Origin of the sequence: Pelagibius sp. CAU 1746, assembly GCF_039839785.1 — a bacterium.
Taxonomy (GTDB): domain Bacteria; phylum Pseudomonadota; class Alphaproteobacteria; order Kiloniellales; family Kiloniellaceae; genus Pelagibius.
In genome coordinates this window covers 3,245,742-3,266,290 of the sequence record NZ_JBDOQT010000001.1, presented here as the reverse complement: position 1 = coordinate 3,266,290, position 20,549 = coordinate 3,245,742, and the positions used below count along the sequence as shown (strand labels likewise).

19 protein-coding genes and 3 tRNA genes are annotated in these 20,549 nt (G+C 66.3%); 13 read left to right on the top strand and 9 right to left on the bottom strand.

Annotated features, from left to right (window positions below; genetic code table 11):
• Positions 1-254 precede the first annotated feature (254 nt).
• The 6 genes from AAFN88_RS15565 (at position 255) to AAFN88_RS15540 (ending at position 8,408) form a co-directional block, all read left to right on the top strand.
• On the top strand, positions 255-758 hold the full coding sequence (locus tag AAFN88_RS15565; protein WP_347521300.1) for a single-stranded DNA-binding protein: 504 nt from the start codon (positions 255-257) through the stop codon (positions 756-758).
• A gap of 240 nt (positions 759-998) precedes the next feature.
• Entirely contained in the window at positions 999-2,156 is a 1,158-nt protein-coding gene (dctP, locus tag AAFN88_RS15560; RefSeq protein ID WP_347521299.1) for a TRAP transporter substrate-binding protein DctP, read from the top strand.
• Positions 2,153-4,465, top strand: coding sequence for an ATP-binding protein (locus AAFN88_RS15555; protein ID WP_347521298.1), 2,313 nt, complete (start codon positions 2,153-2,155; stop codon positions 4,463-4,465). Before dctP ends, AAFN88_RS15555 begins: the two co-directional genes overlap by 4 nt.
• Positions 4,466-4,924: 459 nt before the next feature.
• Positions 4,925-7,621, top strand: coding sequence for a DNA gyrase subunit A (gene gyrA, locus AAFN88_RS15550; protein WP_347521686.1), 2,697 nt, complete (start codon positions 4,925-4,927; stop codon positions 7,619-7,621).
• 50 nt (positions 7,622-7,671) lie between these two features.
• Positions 7,672-8,223 carry a pantetheine-phosphate adenylyltransferase gene (coaD, locus tag AAFN88_RS15545; protein WP_347521297.1) on the top strand — a complete coding sequence of 184 codons (552 nt, stop codon included), beginning with the start codon at positions 7,672-7,674 and terminating at the stop codon, positions 8,221-8,223.
• 109 nt (positions 8,224-8,332) lie between these two features.
• Positions 8,333-8,408, top strand: a tRNA-Lys gene (locus AAFN88_RS15540).
• Positions 8,409-8,453: 45 nt separating this feature from the next.
• Here the strand turns inward: AAFN88_RS15540 and AAFN88_RS15535 are convergent.
• Entirely contained in the window at positions 8,454-9,029 is a 576-nt protein-coding gene (locus AAFN88_RS15535) for a GNAT family N-acetyltransferase (RefSeq protein ID WP_347521296.1), read from the bottom strand.
• 295 nt (positions 9,030-9,324) lie between these two features.
• On the opposite strand from AAFN88_RS15535, the gene AAFN88_RS15530 reads away from it, so the two are divergent.
• On the top strand, positions 9,325-10,524 hold the full coding sequence (locus AAFN88_RS15530) for a ferredoxin reductase family protein (RefSeq protein WP_347521295.1): 1,200 nt from the start codon (positions 9,325-9,327) through the stop codon (positions 10,522-10,524).
• Between the two features lie 112 nt (positions 10,525-10,636).
• On the opposite strand, the gene AAFN88_RS15525 is transcribed toward AAFN88_RS15530, so the two are convergent.
• Entirely contained in the window at positions 10,637-10,903 is a 267-nt protein-coding gene (locus AAFN88_RS15525) for a hypothetical protein (RefSeq protein WP_347521294.1), read from the bottom strand.
• 351 nt (positions 10,904-11,254) lie between these two features.
• Between AAFN88_RS15525 and AAFN88_RS15520 the strand changes: the two genes are divergently transcribed.
• Positions 11,255-11,473, top strand: a complete 219-nt coding sequence (locus AAFN88_RS15520; RefSeq protein ID WP_347521293.1) for a hypothetical protein — start codon at positions 11,255-11,257, stop codon at positions 11,471-11,473.
• A gap of 138 nt (positions 11,474-11,611) precedes the next feature.
• Here AAFN88_RS15520 and AAFN88_RS15515 read toward each other — a convergent pair whose 3' ends face one another.
• From AAFN88_RS15515 to AAFN88_RS15495, 5 genes are all read right to left on the bottom strand, one after another.
• Positions 11,612-12,061, bottom strand: coding sequence for a hypothetical protein (locus tag AAFN88_RS15515; protein WP_347521292.1), 450 nt, complete (start codon positions 12,059-12,061; stop codon positions 11,612-11,614).
• Between the two features lie 232 nt (positions 12,062-12,293).
• A complete protein-coding gene (locus AAFN88_RS15510; protein ID WP_347521291.1) occupies positions 12,294-12,602 on the bottom strand; it encodes a hypothetical protein in 309 nt (102 codons plus the stop codon).
• 220 nt (positions 12,603-12,822) lie between these two features.
• Complete coding sequence (locus tag AAFN88_RS15505) at positions 12,823-13,299, bottom strand: hypothetical protein (protein WP_347521290.1); 477 nt, start codon at positions 13,297-13,299, stop codon at positions 12,823-12,825.
• Between the two features lie 4 nt (positions 13,300-13,303).
• Positions 13,304-13,561 (bottom strand): TraR/DksA C4-type zinc finger protein, encoded by a 258-nt coding sequence (locus AAFN88_RS15500; RefSeq protein WP_347521289.1) that lies wholly within the window; start codon positions 13,559-13,561, stop codon positions 13,304-13,306.
• A gap of 497 nt (positions 13,562-14,058) precedes the next feature.
• The gene (locus tag AAFN88_RS15495) at positions 14,059-14,292 is read right to left on the bottom strand and encodes a hypothetical protein (RefSeq protein WP_347521288.1); all 234 of its coding nucleotides are present in this window, start codon (positions 14,290-14,292) and stop codon (positions 14,059-14,061) included.
• Between the two features lie 216 nt (positions 14,293-14,508).
• Here AAFN88_RS15495 and AAFN88_RS15490 point away from each other — a divergent pair.
• The 4 genes from AAFN88_RS15490 to AAFN88_RS15475 all read left to right on the top strand — a co-directional run bounded on the left by AAFN88_RS15490 (position 14,509) and on the right by AAFN88_RS15475 (position 17,437).
• A tRNA-Leu gene (locus AAFN88_RS15490) sits at positions 14,509-14,595 on the top strand.
• 53 nt (positions 14,596-14,648) lie between these two features.
• Positions 14,649-14,735, top strand: a tRNA-Leu gene (locus AAFN88_RS15485).
• Between the two features lie 120 nt (positions 14,736-14,855).
• The gene (locus AAFN88_RS15480) at positions 14,856-15,737 is read left to right on the top strand and encodes an alpha/beta hydrolase (RefSeq protein WP_347521287.1); all 882 of its coding nucleotides are present in this window, start codon (positions 14,856-14,858) and stop codon (positions 15,735-15,737) included.
• Positions 15,738-15,955: 218 nt separating this feature from the next.
• The gene (locus AAFN88_RS15475; RefSeq protein WP_347521285.1) at positions 15,956-17,437 is read left to right on the top strand and encodes a DUF502 domain-containing protein; all 1,482 of its coding nucleotides are present in this window, start codon (positions 15,956-15,958) and stop codon (positions 17,435-17,437) included.
• A gap of 12 nt (positions 17,438-17,449) precedes the next feature.
• Here AAFN88_RS15475 and AAFN88_RS15470 read toward each other — a convergent pair whose 3' ends face one another.
• Together AAFN88_RS15470 and recG are read right to left on the bottom strand one after the other, a co-directional pair.
• Positions 17,450-17,938, bottom strand: coding sequence for a PAS domain-containing protein (locus AAFN88_RS15470; RefSeq protein ID WP_347521283.1), 489 nt, complete (start codon positions 17,936-17,938; stop codon positions 17,450-17,452).
• 165 nt (positions 17,939-18,103) lie between these two features.
• Complete coding sequence (recG, locus tag AAFN88_RS15465) at positions 18,104-20,188, bottom strand: ATP-dependent DNA helicase RecG (RefSeq protein WP_347521282.1); 2,085 nt, start codon at positions 20,186-20,188, stop codon at positions 18,104-18,106.
• Between the two features lie 60 nt (positions 20,189-20,248).
• Here recG and AAFN88_RS15460 point away from each other — a divergent pair, with 60 nt between their 5' ends.
• Positions 20,249-20,527, top strand: a complete 279-nt coding sequence (locus AAFN88_RS15460; protein ID WP_347521281.1) for a succinate dehydrogenase assembly factor 2 — start codon at positions 20,249-20,251, stop codon at positions 20,525-20,527.
• The last annotated feature ends 22 nt before the right edge of the window (positions 20,528-20,549 follow it).

The following is a 20,549-nucleotide window of genomic DNA, read 5'->3' as shown; positions in this document are numbered from 1 at the left end:
CCTTTAGGCATTACTTCGGCACAGCCTCTCGGTGGGCTCTCAGGGGGGTTCGGGTTCGTCGGATGACCGATGGTTCGGGATACCGGTGGCGATGGGCCGCCGATAACGTCAATATGGAGGATGGAAGGCGGAAAATCGAGTCGCGGATGGGCCGGGCCGTCTTGTGGATAAGGGATTGCTGACAGGGCCCTGCCAGGACGTTAGAGTCCGCCGCCACTTGAGGTCGAAATGCGCAGAAACTGGAGAGAATCGGTATGGCGGGGAGCGTGAATAAAGTCATTTTGGTGGGCAATCTGGGCCGCGATCCGGAGATCCGCAGCACCCAGGACGGCACCAAGGTCGCCAATCTGTCCCTCGCCACCTCGGAAACCTGGCGCGACCGGAATTCCGGGGAGCGCCGTGAGCGCACCGAATGGCACCGGGTCGTGATCTTCAACGACAAGCTCTGCGAGGTCGCTGAGAAGTACCTGCGCAAGGGGTCCAAGATTTATATCGAGGGCCAGCTCCAGACCCGCAAGTGGACCGACCAGCAGGGTGTGGAGAAGTACACCACCGAGGTGGTGCTGCAGCGCTTCCGCGGCGAGCTGACGATGCTGGACGGCCGCCAGGACGGCGGCGGCGGTGGCTACAGCGACGACGGCGGGCCCGGCGGTGGGTCCGGCGGCGGCTTCGGGGGCGGCGGCTCTGGCGGGGGCGGCTTCGGTGGCGGTTCCGGCGGCGGTGGCGGCAGCGACCTGGACGACGAAATTCCCTTCTAGCATCGGTCCGGAACCGGGGCGCTTCCGGTTGACGGGGCCGGCGTGGGGCCGCCGGCCCGGGCCGCCGGATGGGATTGAGAAATCGGCATAATTTCCTGGGATCTGGGGCGGCGCGGTCGTCCTGGGCCGGGTTAACCATTTTCCCATGGTTTCTCCGCATATTGCTTAGTTCGCGAACTCTCGGCAGCGGTCACCCGTTTAGGACGTGCCCGGATGCCGTAGGCGACGGAGCCCTATGCCATGACCACTGAACGCAATCCGCGCGCCGGCCGTCGCGCTTTCCTTGCCGGTACGGCCGCTGGACTCGCTGTCGGGGCCGGTGCCGGCGCCGGCCTTGTCTGGGCCGCGGGCCGCCGTGCCTCCGGCGGCGCCCCCGCCGTCATCTCCGGCCGCGAGGTCGGCACCACCTGGAAGATCCAGACCTCCTGGCCGGGCGGCGTCGGCCTGGAGGTTTTCAAGGCCTGGTGTGCCAGTATCGTCGAGAAAACGTCAGGAGAGCTGGCTTTCGAGGGCTACGGCGCCAACGAGCTGGTGGGCGAATTCCAGCTCTTCGATGCCCTGCGCCGGGGCAACATTCAGGCGATGAACTCCTTCACCCAGTACTGGTCCGGGCGCATACCGGCGGCGGTCTTCCTTGCGGCCTATCCCCTTGGCCTGCGCCAGCCGCATGAGTGGGAAGTCTTCTACTACGGTCTCGGCGGGCTGGAGATGGCGCGCGAGATCTACGCGCCTTTCGGCATGTACTACCTGGGACCGGTCCGCCACGGCGCCAACATCATCCATTCCAAGAAGCCGATCCGCTCGATCTCGGATTTCCGCGACCTCCGCCTGCGCATGCCGGGCGGCATGGTGGCCGAACTGTTCCAGGCCGCCGGCGCCAAGACCACCATGCTTCCGGGCTCGGAGATCCTCGACGCCCTGGCCAACGACGTGATCGATGCGGCCGACTACGTGGGGCCCGCGGTCAATCTGGCCCTCGGATTCCAGAAGGTCGCCAAGTATGTCTCGATGGGGCCGCCGGGCTTCATGTCGATCTACCAGCCTGTCGACCTGATGGACATCACGGTCGCCTTGGAAAGCTGGCGGGCCCTGTCGGCGGGCATGCAATCCTTCCTGGAGGACGAGGTGCGCATCTATTCGCAGCAGCACCACGTCACCATCGAAAGGGCCGATCAAGCGGCCTGGGAGAAGTTCGGCGACGCCGGCGTCGAGGTTTCGCGGCTGAGCGATGAAGACGTCACGGCTTTCACCAAGCTCGCGGTGCCGCGCTGGTTCGCCTGGGCCAACCGGGACCCCGACGCGGCGCGTGTCTTCCGCACTCATCTGGACTACATGATGTCCGGCACTTTGGGCTACGTGACGCCGGAGATGATACAGGGTTTCCGGTTGAACACATGACGGCGACACGGCGCAGTCCGGGACAGCAGCGCTATCGGCGCTTGTTGACCTTGCTCAAGCGGCCGCGGGATTGGCGGCGCGGGCTGGACAAGGATCTGCGGTTGCTCCTGACCATCGTGCTGATCGGCGCCACCGTGCTTGCCGCCAGCTTTGCGACCATCCGTGAGGTCGAGCGCAACCTGCTGCGCACGGCCGCGACCGGCGCGGCGGTTCACTGGGCGGAGTTTTTGCAGTCGCACCTGCGTGGCCTGGAGGAAATTCTCGCCGCGGGTCTCGTTTCGCAGGAGGACCAGCGCATCCTCGAGTTCGCCGGCGCGGCCGGCGGCGTGCGGGATTACCAGGTCATCCGCCCCGATGGCTTGGTCGCGCTGTCGAACTGGTCGGGGGATTTCCGCGGCGCCACCGACCCCGAGACCCTGCGCGCGGTCCTGGAAGACCACCGCACGGTGGTAAAGGTCATCGAAGAAGGGATCGAAGGAGAGGAAGCGGTCATCGGGCAGGCCTATGTGCCGCTTGCCTCGGGGACGGGCAAGGCCGGCGCCTTGAAGGTCGATGTCGACGTGACAAGCCAGGCCGAGCGCTATCGCCGCCTGGGCAACAGCGCCTTCACGGCGCTGGTCGCCCTATTGCTGCCGCCTGGCGGATTGGCGGGGTGGCTCGTCGCCCGCAGTATCCTCGACCGGCGGCGCTCCGAGCGCCTTCAACGCCAGCGTGGCATGGTGCTGGAAGCCCTGGCCCGGGGCGTCGGCCTGGAGCGCGTGTTGTTGCGGATCGCCCGCTCGGTCGAAACCCACCAGCCGGGGGCGCTGTGCTCCATCCTCATCCTGGATCCGAGAGGCGACAAGGTCGCGGCCTGCGTCGCGCCCCAGGACCGGCGGGGTAGCCCGTGCCCCGTCGACTGCCCCGTAGAGGCTTTGCCGCAGCTCTTTGCCAAGAGTCTGGCGGCGGCAGGGCCTTCTGCGATCAGCGTCGACGCCGACGGTGCGGTCTGGTCGTTGCCGCTGCGGGCGACCTCCGGGCGCCTTCTCGGATGTCTGGTGCTGCAGTTCCTCGGTACCCAGCAAGTGCGCGCGCCGGACAGCGACGGTCCCGAGTTGGTGTTGGCCCAGCTTGCCGCCTTCGCGGTGGAAGCGCGCCGCGCCGAGCGCGAATTGGCGGAGATGCGTCAGCGCAACGAGTTGATTCTCGGCGCTGCGGCCGACGGTATCTTCGGCGTCGATGCGGCTGGACGAGTCAGCTTCGCGAACCCCGCGGCGGCGCGCATCCTGGGCCGGAAACCGGCCGAGATCATTGGCGCGGAGGCCGACTTGATTCTACGGGGTTCGGACGGCGATGCACCGCAGGCGCGGCCGGTCGCCGCGGCGCTTTCGGACGGCAAGGCCCGCCACGTCGAAAAGATGAAGATCCGCGGTGCCGGAGGAAGGTTGCTCTCGATCGAACTGGTGGTGACTCCCATCGCCGGCCCCCTGTCCAGCCTTTGCGTGGTTGTCGTCTTCCACGACATCAGCGCGCAGATCGCCGCCCAGCAGGACCTCTTCCGGGCCAAGGAGGAGGCGGAAGCGGCCAGCCGCTCCAAATCGAGCTTTCTCGCGCACATGAGCCACGAACTGCGCACGCCGCTCAATGCCATCATCGGCTTTTCCGAGGTTATGGTGCGCGAGACCCTGGGGCCGCTCGACAACGCGCAGTATCGGGACTATGCGCAGCACATCCATTCCTCCGGCGCCCACCTGCTGTCCTTGATCAACGACCTTCTCGATCTCTCCAAGATCGAGGCCGGCAAGCTGGAGCTCTGGGAGGAGGAGGTCGACCTGCGCTCCCTCTTCGAACGCTGCCGGGTGTTCGTCGGCGAGGCGGCGCAGCACAAGGGCATTGCGCTGAGCGTCGATTTGCCCACGGACCTGCCGCCGGCGGTCTGCGACGCGCGCAAGATCAAGCAAGTCGTGGTCAATCTGCTGTCCAACGCGATCAAGTTCACGGAAGCCGGCGGCCGCGTCATCATGGAGGCAGAGCGCGATGGCGATGCCGGGGTGGTGATCCGCGTTTCCGATGACGGGATCGGGATCGCCGCGCATGAACTGAAGAATGTCATGGCTCCCTTCGGACAGGCCCGCGAAGCCCTGATCCGGGACAACGAGGGGACCGGCCTGGGGCTGCCGCTGGCCAAGGCGCTTGTCGAACTGCATGGCGGCAGCTTGGCGCTCAGCAGCCGTGTGGGCCAGGGGACCACCGCGACCGTGCGTCTGCCGGGGCGCCTGCGGCCGGCGGAAGGCGGGCAAAAGCGGTCGGCCGACGGTATGAACGGCTGAGCCGGCGCCGCTTCGGCGCCGGGAAAATCCGGTTATCCGGCTCCGTCGAAGAGCCTTCGAACGGCGATCCGTCAAGGGGCCGCTCGCCGCGTGACGGGCGGTTTCCGCCGGTCGCCGATGGGGTGATTGTAACTTATTGAATTATATGATTTTTTGCTAAAGCTTTCGCGGGCGAGAAAGTTGTCGTGGCGGAGTGGGGTTGCTATAGTTGAACCAGCGATTCGCGGGGGATTCCCGCAGGTTATCCGGGGGCTTCAGCTTTTGGGATTCCTGCCCGTCGGGGATCGGGGAACCCCCGGCCGATCCATCGTTTGTCCGAGGTAAATTCGGGCCCTGCGGGGCCAGGCAATCCGTTGTTCGGGCTTGGGGCCCGGGCGTCTTTTCAAGGCAGTACTCTTGTCCGATCCGTCACAGCCGACTTCCGATTTCGACATAACGCCGGTCACCATCGAGGAGGAGATGAAGCGCTCCTACCTCGATTACGCCATGAGCGTGATCGTGGCCCGGGCGCTGCCCGACGTGCGCGACGGCCTGAAGCCCGTGCACCGGCGCATTCTCTACGCCATGAAGGAGGCCGGCTACGATTGGAACCGGCCCTACCGCAAGTCGGCCCGCGTGGTCGGCGACGTCATGGGTCAGTACCACCCGCACGGCGACAGCGCCATCTACGACACCATGGTCCGTCTGGCGCAGGACTTCTCCATGCGCCTGCCGCTGATCGACGGTCAGGGCAACTTCGGCTCCATGGATGGCGACCCGGCGGCGGCCATGCGCTACACCGAGGCGCGCCTGACCCGGGCGGCCAGCGATTCGCTGCTGCAGGACATCGACGAGGACACCGTCGATTTCCAGGACAACTACGACGAAACCACCAAGGAACCGATCGTCCTGCCGGCGCGGTTCCCCAATCTGCTGGTCAATGGCGCCGGCGGCATCGCCGTCGGCATGGCAACCAACATCCCGCCCCATAACCTGGGTGAGGTGATCGATGCCTGCTGCGCCTACATCGACGACCCCGAGATTTCCATCGACCGGCTGATGGAGCTGGTGCCCGGACCGGACTTTCCGACCGGCGGCATGATCCTGGGACGCGCGGGCATCCGCGACGCTTATCACACCGGCCGCGGTTCCCTGCGCGTGCGGGCGACCACCTCCATCGAGGAAGTCCGCAAGGACCGGCATGCCATCGTGGTCACCGAGGTGCCCTACCAGGTGAACAAGGCGCGCATGCTGGAGCGCATCGCCGAGATGGTGCGCGCCAAGACCATCGAAGGCATCGCCGACCTGCGCGACGAGAGCGACCGCCAGGGCCTGCGCGTGGTCATCGAGCTGCGCCGCGAGGCCGAGCCCGAAGTCGTGCTGAACCAACTGTTCCGCTATTCGCCGCTGCAGGGCTCTTTCGGCTGCAACATGCTGGCCCTCAACAGCGGGCGCCCGGAGCTGTTGGACCTGAAGGCGATCATTTCCGCCTTCATGGACTTCCGCGAGGAGGTCGTCACCCGGCGCACCGCCTTCCGGCTGGGCAAGGCGCGCGACCGCGCTCACCTGCTGGTCGGTCTGGCCATCGCCGTGGCCAACATCGACCCGGTGATCGAACTGATCCGCGCCGCGCCGGACCCGGTGGCCGCGCGCGAGGGCCTGATGGCCCGCCGCTGGCCGGCGCAGACCGTGGCGCCGCTCATCGAGCTGATCGACGAACCGGGCCGCCAGGTGGAAGACGACGGCACTTACCAGCTTTCCGAGCTGCAGGCCCGCGCGATCCTGGAGCTGCGCCTGCAGCGCCTGACCGGCCTGGAGCGCGAGAAGATCGCTCAGGAACTGGAAGAGATCGCCGTCGAGATCAAGGAGTATCTGGAAATCCTGGCTTCGCGGGCGCGCTTGCTGGAAGTGCTGCGCGGCGAGCTGATCGACATGAAGGATCGCTTCGCGACCCCGCGGCGCACCCAGATCGTCGAGGCCGGCTTCGAGCAGGAAGACGAGGACCTGATCCAGCGCGAGGACATGGTGGTCACGGTCACCCACGGCGGTTACATCAAGCGCGTGCCGCTATCGACCTACCGCGCCCAGCGCCGCGGCGGCAAGGGGCGCGCCGGCATGGCGACGCGCGACGAGGATTTCGTCAGCAAGGTCTTCGTCTGCAACACCCACACGCCGGTGCTGTTCTTCTCTTCGCTCGGCATGGTCTATAAGTTGAAGGTCTACCGCCTGCCGATCGGCTCGCCGCAGTCGCGCGGCAAGGCGCTGATCAACCTGTTGCCGCTTCAGGAAGGCGAGTGGATCACGACCTTCATGCCGATGCCCGAGGACGAGACCACCTGGGATCGCATGTTCGTGGTCTTCGCCACCTCGGCAGGCTATGTCCGCCGCAACAAGCTCTCCGACTTCGTGCGCGTCGCCGCCAACGGCAAGATCGCCATGAAGCTGGAGGAGGGCGACGGAGAGCTGGTTTCCGTGCGCTACTGCACGGACGGCGACGACGTGCTGCTGGCCACCGCCGGCGGGCGCTGTATCCGCTTCGGCGTGAACGATGTGCGTGTCTTTGCCGGGCGTAGTTCCACCGGCGTGCGCGGCATCAAGCTGGGCAAGGGCGACAGGGTCATTTCCATGTCGATCCTGCGCTCCGGCGAGGCCGTCAGCACCGAGGAGCGCGACGCCTATCTGCGCTATGCCAATGCCAAGCGGCGTAGCGAGAACGGCGGGGCGGAAAACGGTTCTTCGGAGGCCGGCGCCGAGATCGAGCTCAGCCAGGAGCGCCTCGACGAGCTGGCCGAGGCCGAGCAATTCGTGCTTTCGGTCGCGGCCGACGGTTACGGCAAGCGCACTTCGGCCTATGAGTATCGGGTCACCGGCCGCGGCGGCCGCGGCATCGGCAATATGGACCTGGCGCGCGGCGGCGGCGAGGAGTCGAGCGTGGCGGCGGCTTTCCCGCTTGAAGAGAGCGATCAGATCATGCTGGTGACCGATGGCGGCAAGCTGATCCGCAGCCCCGTCGAGGACATCCGTATCGCCGGGCGCACGACGCGCGGCGTGATGCTGTTCCGTATCGACAAGAGCGAGCGTATTGTATCGGTGGCGCATCTCTCCGAGGATGACGACGAAGAGGACGAGGCCGGCGGCGGCGCGGACGGCGTCGCGCCCCCGACGGAAGAGGCCTAGGCAAGAGGCGACCTTCACGAGTTTAGGGCGATGAGAAGAGGGCCCGGAACATGAGCGCTCCCCTGGTCGGTGTCTATCCCGGCACCTTCGATCCGATCACCAACGGCCACCGCGACATCATCGGCCGGGCCTGCAAGGTGACCAACCGACTGGTCATCGCCGTGGCCCGCAACGCCGGCAAGGGGCCGCTGTTCTCCATCGACGAGCGGGTCGAGATGGTGCGCGACGAGATCGCGGCCATGGACACCCATGGCACCGAGGTCCAGGTGCGCGCCTTCGACAACCTCTTGATCGATTTCTGCCACGAGGTGGGCGCCAGCCTGCTGGTCCGGGGCCTGCGCGCCGTCTCGGACTTCGAGTACGAGTTCCAGATGGCGGCCATGAACGCACGGCTGGATTCGCGCGTCGAGACGGTCTTCCTCATGGCCTCGGAGCGCCAGCAGTTCATCTCCTCGCGCTTCGTCAAGGAAATCGGGCGCCTGGGCGGCGACATCAGCAGCTTCGTCAGCCTGCCGGTGGCCGAGCGCCTGCGCGACCGCTTCGACGTGGAGGCGCGCAGCGGGACCGACAAGCGCCGGCAGATTTTTCGCGACGAGGACTAGCCGGGGCGCGCGCCCGGGCCGGTCGGGAGCGTCTTTGGTTGACCGGCAGGGACGTGCCCACTATGGTGCGCCCGCCGCGCCCGGAAAAGGGCGCAATTCCCTCTCTTGGGGGCCCGTAGCTCAGTTGGTAGAGCACCTGACTTTTAATCAGGTTGTCGCAGGTTCGATCCCTGCCGGGCTCACCACCAAACCCAAGATTGTGGGGAAGCGGAGCCCGCTTCCTGCCCGTTTCAGGGCTTCACCATCAAGATCCACTCGCTGCCGGGGCTGTCCCAGCCGTCCTTGACCATGGCCCGCCGGCTCGCCTCGCGGTAGCCGCAGCGCTCATAGAGAGCCTGGGCGCCGGTGTTGTTGTCGGCGACCACCAGGCTCATGCCCTTGGGTCCGCGATAGCGCTCCGCAAACTGCAGCAGGTGACGGCCGATACCGTGCCCGCGCAGCTCGCGCCGGGTCGAGAGCACGTAGACGTAGCCGGTGCCCGGTGCTTCGTTCTCGAGTTCCTGCAGGGGCACGAAGAGCGGCGGCAACTCCGGGTCCAGCGGGGCGGGGGGATCGGGCAGCGGCCGAACGATGACGCAGCCGGCCGGCTCTCCGGCGGCCTCGGCGATCCACACATGCCGGTAGGAGATGCCGGAGTCATCGCTCAGGATTCGGGCGCGCCCGACGTCCCAGGGTGTTTCTTCGGGACCGGCCATCTGCGCCCAGATGCATTTCGGAATGTCCTCGCCGGCACGATTGATCAGGGGCAGCAGAAAGTCTACGTCCTCCGGCCGGCCCCGGCGTACGGCGAGATCCTTTGGCGGCATGGCGGTTCGAACCCTCCGCGCGGCGCAGTCCCAGGGCCATGATACAGCCCTCGGGCCGCGAGGGGGAGCCGCAGCCGTCGCCGGTCGTGTGCGTCTTGCTGCGTGGAGGCCGCTGGTTCCTGACAGACGCCTCGACTTCGGTTAGTCTCGCGCGAGCAGCAATGGGAGGCGGTCAATCAAGGCGTTCGCGCTGGTCATCTTCTATATGGCGATAATGCTCCTCCCCTTGGCGCTCGCATGGGGCGGGGGGCTGCCGCCGCGCCCGCTTTGGGATGAATTGGCGGCAGGCGCCGGGATGCTGGCCTATGCGGTCATCCTGGTGGAATTCGTGCTGTCCGGACGCTTCCGCAGCATTTCCGCCCGGCTCGGCATGGACGTCACCATGCGGGTGCATCAGCTCTTCGCGCGCACGGCCTTGGCGCTGGCGCTGCTCCACCCTTTCCTTTACCGGGGGGCCTTCAATCCGGCGCTGCCCTGGGACGCGACCAGGCAGTTCACCCTGACCGACGATTTCGGGGCGTTGGCCAGCGGTATCGCCGCCTGGGTGCTCCTGCCCGGCTTCGTGCTGCTGGCGATGGGACGGGACCGGATCGGCTTCAGCTACGAGACTTGGCGCTGGATGCATGGTCTCGGCGCCGTCCTGATCGCCGGGCTGCTGCTGCACCACACCTTGGCGGCCGGCCGCTACAGCACCGAGGCTCCGCTCGCCGTGCTTTGGGCCGTGCTGCTGGGTATCGCGGTGTTGTCTCTGGTCAATGTCTACGTCTTCAAACCACTGCTGCAGCGCCGCCGCGCCTGGACGGTGGCATCTGTCAAGCCGGCGGGGCTGAAGACCTGGGAACTGACACTCCAGCCGGATGGCCATGACGGACTGTCCTATGAGGCCGGGCAGTTCGTCTGGCTCAACGTCGGCCACAGTGCCTTCTCGCTGCGGGAGAATCCTTTCTCGATCTCCTCTGCGCCGGGGACAGGGCCGGCCCTGCAGTTCGTCATCAAGGAACTCGGTGACTTCACGCGGACCCTCGGCCAGGTGGCGCCGGGAACGCGCGCCTACCTCGACGGACCGCACGGCAACCTCGTGGTCGCGGGCCGCGGAGAGCCGGGGATCGCCTTGCTTGCCGGCGGCGTCGGCGTCGCGCCGCTGCTGGGCATCTTGCGCCAGCTCCGCCTGGAGGGCGACACGCGCCCGACGTCGCTGGTCTACGGCAACCGCGTTGCGGAGCAGATTTCTTATCGCGACGAGCTCGACGCCCTGGCCCGCGACCATGGCACGGAGGTCGTTCATGTCTTGTCGGAACCGCCCCGGGACTGGCAGGGGCGCATCGGGATGCTCGATGCTGCGGTGGTGCGTGAGTTGTTCTCGGCGCCGGAAAAGAGAGATTGGCTCTACGTTCTCTGCGGTCCGCCGGCCATGATGGCGGCGGTGGAGGACTGTCTCATAGATCTTGGCGTGCCGGCGCGCCAAATTCTCTCGGAGCGTTTCACTTATGACTGACTGGCTGACGAGAATGCCCGCGCGCCGCCGCGTGGTCTTGTTGTTCTGGCTGCTGAATGCCGCGTTGCTGCTGGCGCTGCTGGTTTTTGCGCTGCGCTGAGCGATCTTGGGCTCAGCGGCCGTCGTCGGCGCCGTCGCGGTCGAGCAGCATGAGGTTGGCGGCCAGCGAAACCGAGCCGAACGTGATGAAAAGGCCGAAGAACAGCAGGAAGACGACCAGCCAGGGAGCTTCGCTGTTGAAGGCCAGGCTGCGCAGCCCGGCCAAGTCGCTGGCCAGGATCGCCAGGCCGAAGAGCGCGCCGGCCCCCAGGCCCGTGGCGAGGTGGCGTGCCACGAAGCGCAAGGCGGTCTTGTCGTTGGGGCTCAGCACGGCCGTCATGTCCTCGTCGCGGCGGGTCTCCTAGCTCTAAGAATTGGTCCGCCGCCCGACCCCGGCAAGGGAAATGTCGCCGCGCGGATTGTCGCAGCCCGACGGGTTCGGTCCGGGTGGCCCCGGACCGGGTGACCTCGATTCGGGAGGCTGCGGTCCGGCGGGCAGAGCTGCCGCGAGGGCGCGCTGGGCGTGCGAAAGCCCACAGACCGCCGGGCGCGGGGAGTGCAGGTTGGGATCTGGTAAGTCCCTCTTATTCCGGACGTATTCGGGAAAATTTTGGCGGGCAGTTTAGTAACCGAACGTTAAAGGAAGACGTGCAGGCTAGTGACCGTGCGAAAGCATGAACGAGGTTGAGCAATGACCAGTCAAACTACCTTCGATGCGGCGCGTTGGATTCTCGATGCATTCCGTGCGGGTATCTTCGCGCGGGTGAACGCGAATGGTGATCTGGCGCTGGACGTTGTCAACGCCTGCCCCAAGGCCACGGAAGAGCTTCTGAGCCGCCTGAGCGGCAATTCCGAAGCCGTCATCCTGCAGATGCCCAAACCGGATAGCGACGTCCTCTATTTGAACTAGGACGCCTCTACCCGACCTAGGGTGCCGCCTGCGCCAGCGGCCTTGCCAACCGGCTGTAACCGGGGCCTTTCTTAGCCTGCCGTCTTGGAATGCGCGATGTGCCGGAGAGGCGCGGGCCGCGCGTCGAAGGGCGCCGTCTCAGGCGACGCCGTTGATCTGAACGTCGTGGTCGAGAATCAATGCGCGCAGCATCTCCAGGCCCTTCTCCAGTTCCTCGTATTCCTGGCGCGCCAGGGCCAGTTCCTCCACCGCTGTCTTGCGGCTGCACTGGGTGCGCGGCATTTCCATCAACGCGGCGAGATAGCGTCCCTTGGCGTGCGCGGCGCGGCGGACGAGGGCGCGGATCTCGCTCTGCTTCAGCTGCACCAGCACGGACATGATCTCGCGCTTGGAGTGCTCCTGGATCGTATCCTCGATCTGTTCGACGAAGGCGCCGGCGGAAAGCGGTTCGGGATCAGGCTCCGGCACCGCCAAGGCGTCCTCCAGCATGCGCAGGCGTTCTTTGGGCTTGCCGCTGGTGCGGTGGAACCACTGCAGGCTGCCGCCTCTATCTTGGCTGTCGTGTGCGATCAAGTCTGCCAGGGTCATTCGCGGTCTCCCGGTTGCCGCCCCCGGAAGGGGTCAGGGGGTCACCGGAACAGATGCAAGCGCCGGGCCAGATTGCCGGGCGCGGCGGAGCGCGAGACTGTGCGGTTTTCCCGGGAAGACCTAGGTATTCTGTCGGACCGGCGGGGGAAGCCGGCGGGCCTGACCCGGCAAAGGCAGATGCAGGCCGGCAGGATCTGCCGGGTGCTCCGGACGCCGGCGGGCTAGGAAAACGCTATTCCGCGGCCCATCGGCGGTGCAGGTCTCCCGGAAGATCGTCATTGGCCGCCTGCGGCAGCCAGGCAGCAGCCTGCGGGGCCGCGGCGAGCTTGCGCACCCGCGCCCGCACACGGCGCAGGCCGAAGCGGTTCTGGCGCCGCCGGCGCCAGCGGCGGGCCAGGCGCCAGGTCACCACGCTGCCGATGATCACCGCCCACATGACGGGATACCACCAGGGCAGAAGCGCAATGAGGTCGTGCATGACCTGGTAGTACGGGTCGGATTCCGCGTTGGGACCGTAGATCCACTGCAATACCGCCAACATCTTACCGCCTTCTCCCTTCGGATGCCTTCAACGGCCCGATTGGTTAAATAACTATGAAGGAAATTTTCGGGATTTTTAGAGAAAAAGTCAAGAAAACATTTATGATTCGTTAACCATATTCTTCTGTATTCGAGTAAATATTGAAATAAATACAATGTAAGAACTTATTGAAGGGCGGTTTAGTGGCGTTGTTCGCCCCATTCAGGGCAGTGTAGAGAGGCTATTCTTCGGGGAAGCCGCAGGCCCAGCGATTGTAGCGTTCCTTGGCCGGAACGCCTGGCTTGGCCGGCTCGATGTGGCTGAGGCCGACGACGATACGGTCCTGGGAGCCCTCGATGGCGGCGGTGGTGTCCATGTAATTCAGCCGGCCACGGAAGTATTGGCGGGGGTTTTCCGGCAGGATGGTGAAGGAGGGCATCTCCGAAATCAGGCCGCTGGCCCGGTCGAGAAGGAAGAGCTCCACCGGGCGGCCGACGTCCCACACCGGCGCCCCGATGGTGACCAGCAGCATTTCCTGGCTCTTGTAGCCGCCGGTCGCGCCGTCCAGCAGGTAGCCCCAGCCACGCCAGCACTCGGTTGCCGGCGTGTGCTCCTGCGCTTCTCCCGGCAGCGGCGCGGCGGCAAGGGCAACGGCCAGGGCGCAAACCAAGGGCTGCGCCACGAGGCCGCGGGAAAGCGAAAGCTTCCTTCGGATCATCGAGTCAGTCGCCTGTCCCGCTGCTGGCCCCGGTGCTGGCGCAGTCGACGCAGGTGGGCAGGGTGGGATCGAGCTCCAAGCGGCGCAGGGGAATCTGCTCACCGCAGGTCACGCAGTAGCCGTAGTCGCCGGCGTCGATGCGCTTGAGGCTCGCCTCGATCCGCTGGAGCTCCAGCTTGCGGCGGCGCTCGGCCTCCAGGGACATCGCTTGGTTCTGCAGAGCGTCCATGCGCGACAGCCTGCCGACCCTCGTTTGGTCCAACTCAACGGGCTTCCGGCTGTCGGCGCTGCTCTGTGTCAAATCCAGGAGTTCGCTGCGACGCGCGATCAGGCGATCGCGAAAGTCGGAAACATCGAGCTGGACTGGTTCATCCATAAGTCATGATGACCGTGCCACATTCACAGGACAAGGGTCTTTCGAGCGTTTCGGACCGCGCCCCCCGGGAGGCAGCCGCGAGGGCCCCGGCCTGCGTCATGGCGCCAGACGCGCAGGCGCCGCCGGCGGCCGGTCCAACAGAACGTGAGGTTGGGGAGACTAGGGTAAGGGAGCCTGCAGGATAACCGAGAACCCCGGCCGTCTTCGGGGGTTGGTAGACATGAAGTCGTACAGGGAGGCAGGGACCCGATGTCCTGCAGGCTCACCCTACATTTAAGACTAAATTCTGAACCGGGGGAAGGGGGGTGATCTTTTTGTGTCAAGCCGCAGGTTTTTAGGCCTAGAGACTTGGGATCAAAAGAGAAGCCCGATTCGCCGTAGGGTCACTCCCGCGGCCCTCGATGATGCGCATCGTCGTGGCCACGACGGTTTGAGTAGAAGACCAGGAACATCAATCCACCGCCCAGCGCCAGCGACAATACCGACCCCAGGGTCAACGCCAGCAGACCGTGGAGGCTGATGTCGACGTCGCCGAGGCTCCACCAGAGGTAGATGCCAGCCAGCAGCGTAACCAGGAGGAAGACGGCGAGAAGGGCGATCGTAACGGCGGTTTTCATGGCTAGGGGCTCGGCTTTCATGGGGGCTGCGGGAACTGGGCTGGACCGGGTGTGCTGCGTCCCGGGGCGGCGATGGTGGCGTCTCGGCGCGACCCGCGTCCAGCCCTTTTTCAGCTCGTTCAGAAAGGCGGTTTAGGGGCCGAATTTTCCATTGCCCTTTTGGGCGAGAACGTTATAACTCCCGCTCCGAGCCGGTGGCCATGCCAGCGGACATCTGCGGCTGTGGCGGAATCGGTAGACGCGCAGCGTTGAGGGCGCTGTGGGGGAAACCCCGTGGAGGTTCAAGTCCTCTCAGCCGCACCAAACGTCCGGGCTCTGGTAAAGTAAGGGTGGTTTTCCACCTTCTAAACAGCGATGCGGCTGTGGCGGAATTGGTAGACGCGCTAGCTTCAGGTGCTAGTTTCCGTACGGAAGTGGAGGTTCGAGTCCTCTCAGCCGCACCAACCCCTCCCCGGGATCTTCCGGGAGGGCCGGGCGGAAGCCCACCCGATCTTCCCCAGACAGATTGACGCCTTCGCCCAAAGCGTCCAGCCTTGCAAGGCCATAGCAGGGTGGGGACCCGAATGTTCGAAGGCTTCGAAAGCCGGCGGCTCGCGGTGAGCGAGACCGAAATCAATCTGCGCATCGGCGGCACGGGGCCGGCCCTGCTGCTGCTGCACGGCTACCCGCAGACCCACGTCATGTGGCACAAGATCGCGCCGACCCTGGCCGAGCGCTTCACGGTTGTCTGCACGGATCTGCGCGGCTATGGCGACAGCGGCAAGCCGGAGAGCGGCCTCCCGGATTCAGAACCGGACCATTCCGCCTATTCCAAGCGGGCCATGGCCCGCGACCAGGCCGAGGTGATGACGGCGCTGGGCTTCGAGCGCTTCAGCGTGGTCGGCCACGACCGCGGTGCCCGCGTCACCCATCGCCTGCTGCTCGACCACGGCGCGCGCGTCGACAAGGCGGCGGTCCTGGACATCGTGCCGACGCTGGATATGTACGAGCGCACCGACCGCTTCTTCGCCCAGGCCTACTATCATTGGTTCTTCCTGATTCAGCCTTATGATCTTCCCGAGCGCATGATCGGCGCCGACCCGGACTACTACCTGGAGCGCAAGATCGGCGCCTGGTCGAAGGTCGGCGGCTGCTTCACCGGGGAGGCGCTGGCCGAGTACAAGCGCTGTTTCCGGGACCCGGCGACCATCCACGCGACCTGCGAGGACTACCGGGCGGCGGCGGGCATCGACCTGGAGCACGATCGTGCCGACCTTGACCGGAAAGTCCGCCCGCCGCTTCTGGTGTTGTGGGGTCAACTGGGTGTCATCGAGCGGTGCTACGATGTCCTCGGCCTCTGGTCGCAGCGGGCCGAAGAGGTGTCCGGCCGGGCTCTGCCCTGCGGACATTTCCTCGCCGAGGAGGCGCCGGCGGAGACCCTGGAGGCGCTTCTGGAATTTCTTTAGTTCCGGAAGGCCGACTCCGCGGCGCGCGGGTCATGCCGCAAACTCTGGTACTTTGGGGACGGGGCCCCATATCATAGCCCCTATTGAAGGTCGTCAGGGGTAGCCCAGGGGTTTGTTTGTAGTTCTTCGATCCCTGGTCCATCTGTCGGGACGTGATGGTTAGGCAGCGGGCGGCAGGGGCGCCGCCGCGCCGGCGTTATAGGAAGGAGCCACATCAGGTGGCCGAGACGAACAAAAGCAAGAACGGCGCGACCGCACGGCTGCGCAACTACTTCCTGGCGGGGGTGCTGGTCACGGCGCCGATCAGCATCACATTCTGGCTGACATGGCGGGTGATCACTTTCGTTGACGATCACGTCACGCCGATCATACCGCCGAAATGGAACCCGGAGACCTACCTGCCTTTCGGCGTGCCGGGATTGGGCCTGATCGTCGCGCTGATCGCGCTCACCCTCATCGGCTTCCTGGCAGCCGGTTACGTCGGCCGCATGACAATGCGGATCGGCGAACGGATCGTCGCCCGCGTCCCCATCGTCCGTTCGGTCTATAGCTGGACCAAGCAGGTCTTCGAGACCGTGCTTTCGAAGTCCTCCGTCGCCTTTCGCGAGGTGGTGCTGATCGAATACCCGCGGCCCGGCTGCTGGGCTGTCGGCTTTATCACCGGCCAGACGGTGGGGGAGGTGCAGCGCCTCACCGCGGCGACGGTCTACAACGTCTTCGTGCCGGCGACCCCCAACCCGACCACGGGCTTTCTGCTTTTCGTGCCTCAGCAGGACGTTCATCACCTCGACCTGACGGTGGAGGAAGGCATCAAGCTGGTGATTTCCGGCGGCATCGTGGTGCCGGACCAGGAGGGGTTGGAGGGCGCAGAGGGCGCCGAGGCCGCCAAGGCGAGGGTCGAGGCTTATGCCGCCTCGCAGGGCGATACGACGGTGGCCGGCGAGGCGGCGGGCGCGGAGCCGGAGGCTGCGGCACCGCGCCGGCGGCGGCGCCGGCGCGAGGCGGAGGCCGAACCGCATCGTCCCGGTTTCATCCTGCGGCTGCGCAACTACTTCTTCGCCGGCATTTTGGTGACCGCGCCCGTTGCGATCACGGCCTGGCTGGCCTGGGAGTTCGTGTCCTTCGTCGATGGCAAGGTGACGCCCTACATCCCACAACAGTGGAATCCCGAGACTTACCTGCCGTTTTCCATTCCGGGGCTCGGCGTGGTGATCGTGGTACTGGGGCTTATCATGATCGGCTTCCTTACCGCGGGCTTCGTCGGCCGCAGCCTGATTCACGCCGGCGAGAGGCTGCTGGCGCGCATGCCGGTGATCCGCAGCCTTTACAGCGCGGTGAAGCAGATCCTCGAGACCGTTTTCAAGGAGCAGTCGAAGGCCTTTCGCGACGTCATCCTGCTCGAATACCCGCGCAAGAATTGCTGGGCCGTCGGCTTCATCACCGGACCGGCGGAGAGCGGCATTCAGGAACTCACGCCGGACGATACCGTCAACGTCTTCCTGCCGACGACGCCCAACCCCACCTCGGGCTTCCTGCTGTTCCTGCCGCGCAAGGAAACGCAGATCCTGTCCATGTCGGTGGAAGAGGGGCTGAAGATGGTGGTTTCCGGGGGCATCGTCACGCCCCCCGACCCCAAGACGCCGGCCGGCAAGGCCGGGGCGGAAGCGGCGGTGGCGCCGCCGCTGGCGAAGAGCGGCTGAACGGCGACGGCCTCAGGCCGCCGGCTTGCTCATCGTCAGGGTCTCCAGGCGCGCGCAGTTGGCCGCACCGAGCACGGCGTCGATATTCTCGCCGTCCGAGGACAGCGGGAACAGCGTGCCGCGCAGCCGCACCTCCTCACCGTTCTCCTCGAAAACTTCCGAGACCTTTACGGGGATGCGCTGTTCCAGGACGTGATCGACGTAGCGCACCGAGCGGGCGATCACCGAATCCGCCGGGCAGTCGCGCACGTGGCGTTCGGCTTCCTTGGACCAGTTTTCCGGCAGCCGGGCATTCTCCAGCAGCCGAGGGCCGACGAACAGGAAGGCGGCGTCCTCGGGCGGCTTGCTGGGGCTCATGACGAAGCAGTCGCACCAGTCGTCGCCGAGTTCCACCGGATCGATGTCGGCGGTACAGGGGAAGGCGCGGTCGCGGCGCAGGTAGTTCCAGTATTCCTCGATCCGCTCGATGAGGCGGCGTTCGCTGCTGACGAAACCAGTCATGGTCCAAAAACTGCTCGTTGTGGCACGGGGGGCCCAGTCTTCGGCGAAGCTGCCTAAGAAGGCCTTAACCTCAGGGCCGAATTCTTCTTAAGGTGGGCATATAACGAAGAAATATTCTATTTTCAATTGATCTGCGGCAAAGGCTGATTCGCGCCGTCCGTGTGGCTAGCCCGAGCGCAGGTACTTCACCGCCGCATCGCGCTCGAAGAGATAGAGCAGCACGCGCAGGGCCTGGCCGCGCTCTCCAGCCAGTTCCGGATCCTTGTCCAGGATCAGCCGGGCGTCGTCGCGGGCGGTGGCCAGCAGGTCGCCGTGCACCGCCAGGTCGGCGAGGTGGAACTCCGGCAGCCCGCTCTGGCGCGTGCCCAGCAGCTCGCCGGCCCCTCTCAGTCGAAGATCTTCCTCGGCGATGCGGAAGCCGTCGTCGGTCTCGCGCAGGATCTTCAGGCGGGCCCGCGCGGTCTCGCCCAGCGGTCCCTGCCACAGCAGCAGGCAGGTCGACTTGCCGCTGCCGCGCCCGACCCGGCCGCGCAACTGGTGCAACTGGGCAAGGCCGAAACGCTCGGCATGCTCTATGACCATGACCGTGGCGTTGGGCACGTCGACGCCGACCTCGACCACCGTGGTGGCGACCAGCACGCCGGTCTCGCCGGCGGCGAAACGGGCCATGACGGCATCCTTCTCCGGCCCCTTCATGCGCCCGTGCACCAGCCCGACCCGCTCGCCGAGGCGCTGCTGCAGGGCGCGGTAGCGGTCCTCGGCGGCGGCCAGGTCGCTGTTCTCCGATTCCTCGACCAGCGGGCAGATCCAATAGACCTGGGCGCCGCGCTTGAGGGCGCGGTCGACGGCGTCGATGACCTCTGGCAGGCGGTCGAGCGAGAGCGTCGCGGTGTCGATGGGCTGGCGCCCTGGCGGCCGCTCGGTCAGGCGTGAGGACTCCATGTCGCCGTAGGCGGTCAGCATCAGCGTGCGCGGGATCGGCGTGGCGGTCATCACCAGCACGTCCACCGCCTTGCCCTTGCCGGTGAGGGTCAGGCGCTGGTGAACGCCGAAGCGGTGCTGCTCGTCGATCACCACCATGGCCAGGTCCTTGAAGGCGACGTCCTCCTGGAACAGGGCGTGAGTGCCGACGACGATGGCGGTCTCGCCGGCGGCCAGCTTCTCCAGGATCGCCCGGCGGGCCTTGCCCTTGTCGCGCCCGGTCAAGAGCGTCAGTCCGACCCCGGCGGCGCGTGCCAGGGGCTCGATGGTCTGGAAGTGCTGGCGGGCCAGGATCTCCGTCGGTGCCATGAGGGCGGCCTGACCGCCGGCCTCCACCGCTGTCAGCATGGCCAGCAGGGCCACCACCGTCTTGCCGCTGCCGACGTCGCCCTGCAGCAGGCGCAGCATGCGGTGCTCGGCGGCCATGTCGGCGCTGATCTCGGCCAGGGCCAGGCGCTGCGAGCCGGTGAGCTGAAAGGGCAGGGAGGCGATCACCTTGTCGCAGAGATGGCCGTCGCCCTTCAGCACCCGCCCGCGCTGCTTCAGTTGGCGGTCGCGCACCAGGGCGATGGCGAGCTGGTTGGACAGCAGCTCGTCGTAGGCGAGGCGCCGGCGCGCCAACGCCAGCGGCGAAAGGTCGGCCTCGTCGCGCGGGTTGTGGGCGCGGCGCAGCGCCTCGCGCCAGTCGGGCCAGCCCTCGCGGCCCTTGAGGCCGCGGTCGAGCCACTCTGGCAGCTCGGGCAGGCGCTCGAGGGCCGCGTGGACCGCTTTATTCACCACCTTGAGACTCAGGCCCGCGGTCAGCGGGTAGACCGGCTCGACCGCCTTCAGGCGCCCGGCCTCCTCCGGCGGGGCGATGTGATCCGGGTGGGTCATCTGCAGGCGGTCGTTGAAGACCTCGACCTTGCCGCTGACCACCCGGGTCTGGCCGGGTGGCAGCATCTTCATCAGGTAATCGCGGTGGGCGTGGAAGAACACCAGCTCCAGGCTGCCGCTCGCATCGTGGCAGGCGATCCGGTAGGGCTGGCGCTTTGTCGGCGGCGCCCGGTGCTCGTCGACCTCCACGGTCAAGGTCGCGATGCGCCCGGGTATCGCCTCGGCCAAGGGCGGACTGTAGCGCCGGTCGATGATCCCGCTGGGCAGGTGCCAGCAGAGGTCGAGGACCGCCGGACCGCCGGTCAGGCTCTCGAACAGCTTGGCAAAGCGCGGCCCGACCCCGGAGAGGCTGGTGGCGGGCGCGAAGAGCGGGAAGAGAATTTCAGGGCGCAAGGGGAACCGGCCGGGAAGAGCCTGACAAATGGGGTTGATGGCTCTATATCCTAGGTCGCTATGAGCGAAACCGAAACCATCGAGAACCGCCGCAAGCGTCTGCGCTTCCGTAGCTGGCACCGCGGGACCAAGGAAATGGACCTGCTGATGGGCAGCTTCGCGGATGCTCATCTGGACGCTTTGGGCAAGGACCAGCTCGACCGCTACGAGGCCTTGCTGGACGTGCCGGAACCGGTCGTCTATGACTGGATTCTCGGCCGCGCGGCCCCGCCGGCCGATTACGATCATGATGTGACCAAGCTGCTGCTGGCCTTCGAGTTTCACGCGCCGGGCCGCTGACGTCCCTTTGCATTAGAACGCC